General features: G+C 71.5%; 9 protein-coding genes. 4 read left to right on the top strand and 5 right to left on the bottom strand.

What is annotated here, in order from left to right; all coding sequences use genetic code 11:
- The 3 genes from PPSIR1_RS32955 to PPSIR1_RS32945 form a co-directional block, all read right to left on the bottom strand.
- On the bottom strand, positions 1–372 hold a 372-nt coding region (locus PPSIR1_RS32955), incomplete at its 3' end, for a cytochrome-c peroxidase (RefSeq protein ID WP_006975580.1).
- Between the two features lie 2 nt (positions 373–374).
- Positions 375–1,331 (bottom strand): MbnP family copper-binding protein, encoded by a 957-nt coding sequence (locus PPSIR1_RS32950; RefSeq protein ID WP_006975579.1) that lies wholly within the window; start codon positions 1,329–1,331, stop codon positions 375–377.
- 144 nt (positions 1,332–1,475) lie between these two features.
- On the bottom strand, positions 1,476–3,881 hold the full coding sequence (locus PPSIR1_RS32945; RefSeq protein ID WP_232296580.1) for an FG-GAP-like repeat-containing protein: 2,406 nt from the start codon (positions 3,879–3,881) through the stop codon (positions 1,476–1,478).
- Positions 3,882–3,910: 29 nt separating this feature from the next.
- On the opposite strand from PPSIR1_RS32945, the gene PPSIR1_RS32940 reads away from it, so the two are divergent.
- Positions 3,911–4,612, top strand: coding sequence for a hypothetical protein (locus PPSIR1_RS32940; protein WP_006975577.1), 702 nt, complete (start codon positions 3,911–3,913; stop codon positions 4,610–4,612).
- Between the two features lie 3 nt (positions 4,613–4,615).
- Here PPSIR1_RS32940 and PPSIR1_RS32935 read toward each other — a convergent pair whose 3' ends face one another.
- Positions 4,616–6,217, bottom strand: coding sequence for a hypothetical protein (locus PPSIR1_RS32935; protein WP_006975576.1), 1,602 nt, complete (start codon positions 6,215–6,217; stop codon positions 4,616–4,618).
- A 175-nt stretch (positions 6,218–6,392) separates the two neighbouring features.
- Between PPSIR1_RS32935 and PPSIR1_RS32930 the strand changes: the two genes are divergently transcribed.
- From PPSIR1_RS32930 to PPSIR1_RS32920, 3 genes are read left to right on the top strand one after another with little or no spacing between them, the layout of a single operon-like run.
- Positions 6,393–8,249: a CFI-box-CTERM domain-containing protein gene (locus tag PPSIR1_RS32930; RefSeq protein ID WP_006975575.1), complete on the top strand. Its 1,857-nt coding sequence runs from the start codon at positions 6,393–6,395 to the stop codon at positions 8,247–8,249.
- 34 nt (positions 8,250–8,283) lie between these two features.
- Positions 8,284–8,847, top strand: coding sequence for a hypothetical protein (locus tag PPSIR1_RS32925; RefSeq protein ID WP_006975574.1), 564 nt, complete (start codon positions 8,284–8,286; stop codon positions 8,845–8,847).
- Positions 8,844–9,134 carry a hypothetical protein gene (locus tag PPSIR1_RS32920; protein WP_006975573.1) on the top strand — a complete coding sequence of 97 codons (291 nt, stop codon included), beginning with the start codon at positions 8,844–8,846 and terminating at the stop codon, positions 9,132–9,134. The genes PPSIR1_RS32925 and PPSIR1_RS32920 overlap by 4 nt, the downstream gene beginning before the upstream one ends.
- An 11-nt stretch (positions 9,135–9,145) precedes the next feature.
- On the opposite strand, the gene PPSIR1_RS32915 is transcribed toward PPSIR1_RS32920, so the two are convergent.
- Positions 9,146–10,120, bottom strand: a complete 975-nt coding sequence (locus PPSIR1_RS32915; protein WP_006975572.1) for a LysR family transcriptional regulator — start codon at positions 10,118–10,120, stop codon at positions 9,146–9,148.
- Positions 10,121–10,397: the final 277 nt, after the last annotated feature.

Below are 10,397 nucleotides of genomic sequence, written 5' to 3'. Positions count from 1 at the left end.
CCCGTCGCTGGCCCAGGTCAGGCTCGCGTTGTAGGCGACGTTGGCCAGGCCCTGGCTGTTGCGGGCCAGGACCGTCCCGGTCGACCCCGTCGGCGTCTCGAGCCCGTCGCTGAAGGCCAGCTCCTGGAGGTGGCAATCGGCGCAGGACTGGGTCCCGTTGCCCGACAGATCGCGGTCGTAGAAGAGCCGCCGGCCCAGGGCGATCTTCTCGGCCGTGAGCGGGTTGGACTCGGGGATGGCGGGGAGCTCGAAGTGCTCGGGGAGCTCGAGCAGGGCCCGGAGCTCCCGCTCCCGGTCCGCCTCGGGCTCGGGCTCGGCGCACGCCGAGAACACCCCGAGGCTGAGCCAGGCCAGTCGTCGCGCCGCGGCCATGCTCAGGGCTCCGCCGTGAACGCGAGGTTCGTCGCCGCGCTCGCCTCACCGCTCGCCGGGTCGAGGCCGAGGTTGGCGAACAGCTGGGCGCAGTCGGCCTGCATCGGCGAGGAGTGGCACTCGACCCCCGGCCCCTCGCCGATGACCTCGTGGGTCTCGGGGTCGCGGACCGGCGACACGAAGTCGAGCTGCCCGAGCAGCGCCCCGACGTCGAGGGTGACGGTGTCAGCCCGCAGATCGAAGTCCAGCTCGACCCTGGGCGTGTTGATGAAGCCGCAGGCCTCCTGGTCCTCGAGGGCCAGGCCGCCCTCGACCGAACAGTCGCGGCTGCCGATGTGCACGTAGCCCTCGCCCGACGCGTCGGCGCCCGTCTCGACCGCGAAGTTGAACACGAGGTGGCGGTAGCCGCTCGCCCACGACCAGTACATCTCGTTGAGGGGAGAGGGCGCCGCCTCGGCGGTCCCGCCCAGGATGACCTCGCGCATCAGCGCCTGGGGCACGCCCACGTCGAAGCTGACCCGCGCGACGCGGTCGAGCGCGGTCTGGCCCGTGATGACCGCGTTGGTCCGGCTCGTGCCCTCGGCGAAGCCGATCGCCCCGCCCGCGCAGGCTCCGTCCTCGCCGCCGGTCAGGTCGATGAGCGCGACCTCGCCGGCCTCGCTGGCGTACTGGAAGTCGTTGCGGTCGAGCGCCCGCTCGATGGGCTCGCCGTCCGCGTCCCAAAACTGGAGGTCGCTGACGTAAAAGCGCAGGTCCGCCGGCGCGACCGTGCTCGCGCCCTCGGGGCCAAAGCCGGTCAGCACCTCACCGCAAGCCAGCGGCTGGCCGTCGACGCTCGCGGCGAAACGCAGGCTGAAGTCTTCCGCCGCGTGCTCCTCCTCGGAGGGGGACAGGCAGCTGGTGACCAGGTTCGGGAGCAGGATCAGGGTGATGGGGAGAATTCGTGAGAAAGAGGACATACGCGCTCGGAGGCTCGTCGGACGCGAGGCTCCTAGCACGGTGACGCTGCGACATGCCGACGCTGCGACAACCCGCCGCTGCGGCAACTCGACGCAGGGCCGGGCCCCCGAACGGCGCAGCTGCTCAGGCCGCCCCGAGTCGGCTCAGCCGATGTTGGGGCACAGCTCGACGGGTCCTTCGCTGTTGTTGTCCTCGATGCACTCGTTGAGCGCGCCCTGGCCCATGCCGTCGTCGTCGACGCTGACCGTGACCAGGTAGGGCCCCGGCCCCGGCGCGGGGATCGTCAGCTCGACCTTCACGCACCCGCCAGCGGGGATCGCCGTGTCGGTCTGGACCGTGCCGAGCAAGCCGGCCTCGGCCTCGGTGAAGCTCACCTCGACCCCCGGACCCACGCCCAGGCAGCCCTGGTTGCAGACCCGCGCCTCGAAGGTCACGTCGGCCCCGCACACGCCCACGGTGGTGAGGTCCTGGGGCACCAGGTCGGGGGCGCAGTTCTCCACGCCGCCCTGGGAGTTGCGCCGGTAGGAGTTCTCCGGGTTCTCCATGGGCGTGACCCAGTTGCTGGGCTCGACCACCGGGATGCCGCCCTTGGCGTCGACGTTGGTGACGTGGAAGCTGTGCTGGTTCCAGATCGGCAAGGTGCCGACCCAGTTGTCGAGGCGGTCCTCGAACAGCTCCACGCCCGCGTCGCCGATGTTGCCCTGGTCGAACATGTTGTTGGTCGAGACGACGATCTCGGCCTTGAAGTCGCCGTCGACGTCGGCGATCACCGGGTACTCCACGCGCGTGCCCGAGCTGGTGATGTCGATGAACAGGATCTCGTCGTCGGTCATGTCCTGGTCGCAGCCGGGGCCCGGGGGCATCGTCTGGCAGTCGGGCTCGACGCCGGGGTAGATGCGCAGGTACCACTCGTCGCCGTAGACGACCTCCGAGCGGCCGTCGCCGTCGAAGTCGAACACCGAGGAGCCCGTGCGGTTGGAGGACACGTCCTTGGTCTCGGCGTCCCACAGCTTGACCAGGGTGTCGAGGCTGTCGACGCCGTCGAAGCTCACGACGACGTAGTTGGCCCCGCCGGCCAGGCCGATGTCGGGCAGGCCGTCGCCGTCGAAGTCGGCGATGTTCGGCGGGCCGCCCATGCCGCCGCCGGGGATCGGGAAGCCAGCCAAGAGCGCGCCGGTCAGGCCGTCGAGCACGTCGATGGAGCCCCCGCGCACGACCACGACCTCCGGGGCGCCGTCGAGGTCGAAGTCGGCCACGCCGCAGTAGCCGTCGCCGCCGCTTTGCCACAGCACGGAGCCGGCAAAGTCCACGCCCACGGTGCCGCCGAAGGTGTAGGCCGTGCCGCCGCCGATGAGCTCGGGGCGCAGGTCCCCGTCGAGGTCGGCGACGCAGCTGAGGGTGGCGTAGGCGTTGTTGGTGCCGATGCCCCCCGCCCCCTCCCACAGCAAGCTGCCGGCGCTGTCGAACACGGCGCGGCCGTAGGCGATCTCGGCGTCGCCCTGGATGTCGAAGTTGGCGATGGCCGGCGCGCCCGAGACCTGGTTGCCGGTGATCGCGTCCGAGGTCCAGACCAGGGCCCCGGCGTGGTCGAGCATGCGCAGGCGGTTGTCGTTGCCGACGTTGACGATCTCGAGGTCGCCGTCGTAGTCGAGGTCGCCGATGGCTGGGATGGCCGTGCCGTCGAAGCGGTTGGCCGCGTCGCCGTAGGTCCACACCGGCTCGCCCGTGTCCCCGCGCAGCACCCGGAGCACGCCGTCGGCGGCCCACTCCGCAGGCGAGAAGCTGTTGAACACGACCTCGGGGATGCAGTCGCCGTCGAGGTCCGCGACCATGGGCGAGGCCATGACCTGGACGTACTCGGGGTACTCGACGGGCTGGAAGTGCGGCCAGGTCACGGCGCAGGTGCCCATGTCGCAGATTTCTTCGACCTGGCAGTCGGCCTCGGTGGTGCAGCTGCGGACCTGTCGCTCGCCCCAGGACCAGCGCGGGACCGGCTCGAACACGCCGGCCTCGGGGGTGTAGATGCAGGACTCGTCGGCCAGGTCGGGGACGCACTGGCCCAGGTCGGGGTCGCAGACCTCCCCGGCGGGGCAGTCGGAGTCGGTCTCGGTCGCGCAGGCCAGGTCCTCGCAGGCGTTGCCCGGGGTGATGCACATGCCGACGTAGCAGATCTCGCCGTCGCCGCAGCACACCGGCTCGTCGTCGCCGCAGGGCTCGATGAGCGCGCCGCTTTGCTCGCCGCAGTCGAGCACGCACTCGAGGGTCTGCTCGTTGCAGACCTCGTCGGCCGCGCAGCAGTCGTCGCCGCAGGTCATCTCGCAGCCCGACTCGAGGTCGCCGGTGGACTCCTCCGCGGTGGTGCTGTCCGAGCTCGAGCTCTCGCTGTCTTCGGTGGTCCCGGTCTCGATGCCGCCGCTGCTGTCGCCGACCTCGTCCGCTCCGCCCTCGGCTCCTCCGTCGTCTCCGCAGGCCGTCAAGGTCGCAGCACTCAGGGTCAAGACCGTGGTCGCAGCCAGAGAAAACGAGGGGCCTCGCCAAAAGCGTCGCATGGGATCCTTGTCACCGCTATCGTCGGGTCATGCAAGGGGAGAGCGAGCCCGTCCACCTGCCCGTGACAGCAGCGAGCGGTTCCGGACCCAATCCCGATCCCAGCCCCGGGAATCGGCCCCGCCCCGGTCCCGAGCCCAAGCCCAAGTCCAAGGCGAAGGTCGGGGTGATCCTCAGCCTGTGCGCCGTCGTCCTCGTGCTCTTTGGCATCTACGCCGTCGGCCTGCCCGACGACCCGGAGCCCGGCGACCGCGAGCTGCTGATCACCGCCCAGGAGGTCAACGCGCGCTACGGCCTCGACATCGAGCTGGCCCTCGGCGGCGAGACCCTCCAGCGCCGCAACTACCTGTTCGGCAGCTACGAGCTCTACTACGAGTACGAGCACCCCGACAACGCCCCCGACCTGCTCTACGTGACCAGCACGGTCACCCACGAGCTGACCAAGCGCCAGGCCGACCAGAGCTACGCGGCCATGCACCTGAGCTACACCACCTTGCTCGACATGCTCGGCGAGGGGGTCGAGAGCGAGGAGGTCGAGGGCCTGCTCGACTGGGGCGAGCGCCAGACCGCCGGCTGGCTGACCTACGAGGGCGAGGTCATCGGGGCCTACGCCGTGGTCCAGGACGACCACGACGTGTTCGACACCATGATCATGGGGGTCTACTTCGACGAGGAGGGGCTGCGCTCCCTGCTCACCGACCACCTCGTGGCGATCGAGCAGGCCGGCCTGTAGCGCTCACAGCAGCGGGCCCAGGTCGTCGCACCACAGCTCCTCGGCGTAGTAGTAGCCGAGGAAGTCCATGGCCCCCGTCGCAGTGTCGACCAGCAAGGTCATGACCGGCGGCGCCCCGGGCCGAGGCGCGCAGCGGCTGGCCCGCTCGCCGAGGCTGCGCAGCTCTCGGGCCCCCGCGTTGAGCGCCCGCGCGGCGCTCCCCGTGCCCGCGTCGTAGCGCGCGAGCTGAAACACCACGCCCACGCCGGGCACCCTAAACTGGGCGTCGTTGGCCAAAAAGCGCGCGTCGTGGGCGGGCTGCTCGGTCCGGCGGTAGAGCTCCCCGAGCTGGCTCACCGTCGACGCCATGGCCTCGACGTCGCGGCTCGCAAAGCGACGCCGGCTCGGGGTGCACAGCTCCTCGACGGCGCCGTAGACCTCGGTCAGCGTGGCCAGGCGCTCGACGAGGATCATCCAGCGCGGGTCGAGGTGGTCGCTGGCCAGGTCCGCGGCGGTCCGAGCCGGCGCGCGCAGGGCCTCGACGTAGTCGCGCCCGAGGCGGTCGTGGCAGGCCGGATCGATGTAGGCGCCGGGCTCGGCCGAGCCGATGCGCGCGGCCCCGTTGAGGTACAGGCGCGGCGCCATGGGGCAGGGCGCGATCAGGCCGGTGTTCGGCCCGGCCTCGCCCCCGGCTCGCTCCCACGGGGTCTGGGTGCTCGCCGCCTCGACGCAGCTGGCGAAGGGCGCGAGGTAGGTCTGGACCTGGCGGCCGCACTGGTGCTGGCGCCAGTCCGCGTCGTCGTCGAAGTCGGCGCGGATCTTCGCCTTGGGATCGTCGGCGGGCTCGAACTCGGCGAGCGCGGCCTGGAGCTCCGGCACGGCGCGGCTGAGCTCGTCGAGGTAGACCGCCGCGAGCACGGCGTCGGCGTAATCGAGGAAGGGCTCGAGCTCGGCCAGGCTGTCGCGCTGGCCGTCGAGCATCGCGGCGCTCAGGCCCTCGCAGTCCCCCACCCGGCCCGTGGCCAGGCGCCGCCAGGTCGGCGCGTCGACGCCCACGGGTCCAACCAAGAGCACGGCCGGGTCGCCCTGGTCGGCCCACCGGCGCAGGTGCTGGGGGTCGACCTTCAGGGCCTCGGCCAGCTGCCAGCGCACCCGCCCGGTCGCGTCGTCGACCGTGGGCTCGAGGGGCGGATCCTCGAGCAGCACCCCGCCCAGGGCCACGCCCGTCGTCGCGTCGATGGGGTGGATGGCCGTGTCGGGCGCGAGCTTGCCGACGACCGCGGCCAGGCGCATGGCGTCGAGCTGCCCCGACTCGGACACGCGGGGATCGACCGCGAGGCCGACGCGCCCGCGCGAGGCGACGGCGCTCGCCAGCCCCGAGACGTCGCCGGCGACCGCGCTCGCGGGCTGCCAGGGCCGATCTAGAGCCGGCATCGGCAGGCCCTCGCTGGGCGGCGGCGGACCGGCCCCGATGTCCCGCGGCGCGACCCCGCGGCTGGCCGCGACCGCCGAGTTGGCCGTCGTTGCGCCGGGCGAACAAGCGACGAGGCTGGCTGCGGCGACGAGCGCCGGGGCCCAGCGCCCCGCCTCGGCCTCTCCATCCCCTCGCTGGAGCCACGAATGCATGCCGTGACAGCATAGAGATTGGACCCGAAGAACCCGCGTGATCCGCCGCACCAGGCTCCCCGGCCGTGCCTCGCGCCCACGCGCCTCGGCATTGTTCCAGGTCGTCGCGAGCCGAGCTCCAGCAAGCTCGGCGTCTTCGACCTCTCGGCCCCAGAGCCCCTATACTGGGGCATCCATGGCTTACCGACTCGAACCCGCTCGCGCCCTGACCTTGTCGGCGATGCTCGGCGTCTCGGCCCTCGCCCTCGGTGCTCCGGCTCACGCCGCGCCCGGCGACGAAGAGGGCGGCGAGGGCGAAGGCGAGCCCACGGGTGATCCGGCGGACGACGAGGCCCTGCTCGAGTTCCACTTCAGCCCCGTCGAGAACACCCAGATCGCCGTGTGGATCGAAGACGTCGACGGCAACCACCTCGAGGACGTGTTCGTCACCCAGGCCACGGGCAAGCTGGGCATCGGCAACCGCCCGGGCTGGGTCGAGTTCCTGTCGAGCTGGCGCGCCCCCTACGGCGCCCGCGAGAGCGTGCTCCCGATCTGGGCCCACCGCCGCGGGGTCACCTACCCGAAGATCATCTTCCACGACCCCAACAAGACCAACCACAGCTCCCTCGGCTTCCACGAGATTTCGAGCTCGCCGGAGACCTACTTTTGCCGGCCGCTCACGCCCACCGAGGACGACGCCATCGTCGACACGATGACCTGCCCCTCGCCGGCGACCTTCCAGTCCGACAAGGGCGAGATCGACCCGGGCGAGACCTCGGTCTACCCCCCGCGCAACGACCTGACCTCCTTCGACGACGACGACGGCGAGGACCCGCCGGGCTACGCCGACCTCAACGACCTCGACGCCGTGACCGGGGCCACGCCCGAGGCCGGGCCGTACATGGTCGCCCGCCGCATCCGCCGGGGCGACGTGCCCGAGGGGCCGCTGGTCGCGTGGATCGAGGTCTCCCTCGAGAACGACCAGAACGCCGACTGGTCCTTCAACCGCGAGGACGATCACTGGGTCGACCCCAAGCTGCCGGCCTATGGGCGCGAGTACTTTGGCCAGCCCGCGGTCGTCTACCGCGTCGAGTTCGACCCCGCCGAGCCCGGCTACACCTCGGTCACCGAGTACGGCGGCTACGCCGACTGGGACGGGGCCACGGGCACCATCCACGCGCCCGACAACACCATCTCGACGGAGGGCGGCAGCGGCTCGGACCGCCTCCAGGTCCACTCCAAGTTCAACGACTCCGCGCGCTTTGGCGTCTACACCCACGGCTGGGGTGAGGGCGGCGGCGGCGGTGGCGGCGGTGGGGCCTGCGGCGACGTCGAGCTGCCCCCCGTCGAGGCCTTCCAGCTCGAGGCCACGGCCTACAACGAGATCTACGCGACCTTCCGCATCCCCGAGCTCCCCGAGGGCTCCGAGGTCTCGCGCCTCCGGGCCTACTGGCAGACCCCGGAGACCGACGACCTCCAGACCGCCTCGGCGACCGAGGCCACCGGCATCCCCTCGGTGTGCCAGAGCGACATGGAGGTCGACTGCGTCGACGCCAAGCCCGGCGACACGGTCTCGATCCCCATCGACCAGCTGTTCGGCAACTACACCTACACCGTCGGCGTCGCCTACGAGGACACCTGCACCAACGAGTCGCCCCTGGCCTTCGCCGACGCGACCACGCCCACCCAGCCCTTCCAGACCATCGACGGCGCCTGCTTCATCGCGACCGCGGCCTGGGGCGCGGGCTGGGTCGAGGAGCTCCGCGCGCTGCGCTGGTTCCGGGACGAGTACATGGTCGGCCAGCCCATCGCCCACGACATGGTGCGCATGTACTACGCCTACGGACCGACCCTGGCCAAGATGATCCGCGACGTGCCGCCTGCGCGCGCCGCCGTGCGCCTGATGCTGCGGCCCGTCGCCAACGTCGCCAAGTCGGCCGTGCTCGCCGAGTACGAGCGCGAGAAGGGGCCCGCGGCGGACTACGAGGCCAAGCGCGAGGCCCTCGAGGCCGAGGCCAAAGCGGACGCGCCCGTGATCGTCGGCCAGCGCTGAGACTGCGCCCAGGCAGTGTGCTAAGGGAGGGGCCGTGCTCGCTCCCTTCGCGCTCGCGTTCACCTGCGCCCTCGCAGGTCCGCCCGAAGCCGCCGCGACGGTCGAGCCGCCCTTGGCCCCGGACTACGGGGGCGGGCCCGTCGAGATCGTGGCCTTCGAGCCCCCGCCCCTGGGCCCAGACTACACCCACGGCCCCATCAACATCGAAGGCGTCGAGCCTCCGCCGCGACCGACCAGGAAGACCCTCGACTGCCGCGCGGACTCCCCCCCTCCGCCGACACCGATCGAGTTCGACGCGCTCGGCTGCGCGGCGCCTTCGTGTCGGCGCAAGACCATCGCCGGCATCACCCTCGGCCTCGTCGCCCTTGGGGGCGTGGGCGCGGGGGCGGCCTTGATCGTCCGCGACGACCGACCCCTCGAGGCCCTGCCCGCCTACGTCACCAGCACCCGCTCGTCGGGGATCATCACCGTGACCGTGAGCGCGGCCGTGACCGTGACCGCGGCGCTGATGCTGGCCGCCGCCCACCAGGGCCGCCGTCGCCACCGCGAGAACCAGCGCGCGCAGCTCGAGTGGACCGCCGGAGGGTTGGCGTTTTGAGCCGCGGCCACCTCACCCTCGCGTGCTTTGCCCTCGGCCTCGGCGCGGGCCTGCTCGGCCCGAGCTGCGTCCTGCCCAACCCGGACCACTGCCTGCACAAGGCCGTCGACACCAACGCCTGGTGCGCCGAGCAGGACGCGGAGCGCCCCTACTGCTCGCCCTGCGCCGGGGACCACCACGGCTGCGTCGCCGAAGAGCCCACGCAAAGCTCGTGCCCCGAATACAGCGCGCCCGCGCCTGCCGAGGCAGACACGGACACAGACACCGGCCTCGAAGAGACGGGCTAGGACCGGCTCGCTCAGAGCGTCAGCGAGGGCCCCGTCGCGCCCACGGCCGCCAGCTTGCTCGGCTCGGTCTTGGCCACGAAGGGCTGGAACTCGAAGCGCTCGCTGACGAAGTCGAGGAAGGTCTGGACCTTGCCCGAGAGGTGCCGGGCCGTCGGGTAGGCCACGTGCACGGACTCGTCGAAGCGGGTCCACTCGTCGAGGCAGGTGCGCAGCTCCCCGTTGCGCAGCAGGTGCACGCACTCGAACGCGGGGATCAGCCCGATGCCCACGCCGCCGAGCAGCGCCTCGCGCATCGTCGCCGGGTCGTTGGCGACCAGCCGGGGCCGCCGCTGCACGACCACGACCTCGCCCTCGACGTTGCACAGCTGGAGGCTGCTGCGACCGCGAGGGTTGCCGTGGATGACGATCGCGTGATCCTCGAGCTGCTCGGGCGCCTGCGGCGTGCCGTGGCGGGCGTAGTAGTCGGGGCTCGCCACGAGCACCCGCGCGAGGCCGTGGACGCGGCGCGTGACCAGGCCGCGGGCTGCGGGCTCCTCGGGGGCCTCGAGGCGAAGCGAGACGTCAAAGCCCTCTTCGATCAGGTCGCCCACGCCCGCGCTGAACTCGAGCTCGATGTCGACTTGATCGTGGACCACCAAGAACTCGCACACGGCCGCGCGCAGCCCGACGCCGAGCTCGGGATCGGCGTGCACCCGCAGCACCCCGCGGGGGCCTTCGTTGACGTGCAGCACGGCCTCTTCGGCCTCGGCGATCTCCGTGGCGATCCGAGCGCAGCGCTCGTAAAACGCCGCGCCCACGTCGGTCAGCGAGATCCGCCGAGTCGTGCGCTGGAGCAGCTGCACGCCGAGGCGCTCTTCGAGCTGGGCGACCTTGCGGCTCACCGTGGACTTGGGCAGCCCCAAGATTCGGCCCGCACCCGTGAAGCTCCGGGCCTCGACGACTTTGGCAAAGATCACCAGTTGGTTGAGGTCGGTTCGAGATTCCATCGTTTGGCCTTCCTGCGACCCCGGGCTCGTTGGCCCGCGATCGACCACACCGTGCGACGCCACCCCTTCGACCACCCGAAACAGCCTCGATAACGACGTTATTGCCCGTCTGAGGCCAACCGCGGCCCGTCTTCGCAACGCCGTGATGCGCGCAGGCGCACGGGCCGCCATGGTGTGGAGCCCGCGCAGGCCCCGTCAGGAGCTCAACCATGCGCATTTCGCTTACAACGCTGGCCGATCGAGCCCGGACTGTCTCAGCTCTGGCCTGCACCGATGC

The sequence above is a fragment of the Plesiocystis pacifica SIR-1 genome, assembly GCF_000170895.1.
Classification (GTDB): domain Bacteria; phylum Myxococcota_A; class Polyangia; order Nannocystales; family Nannocystaceae; genus Plesiocystis; species Plesiocystis pacifica.
The sequence above is the reverse complement of the archived record's forward strand: the minus strand, read 5'-3'. Positions and strand labels throughout refer to the sequence as shown.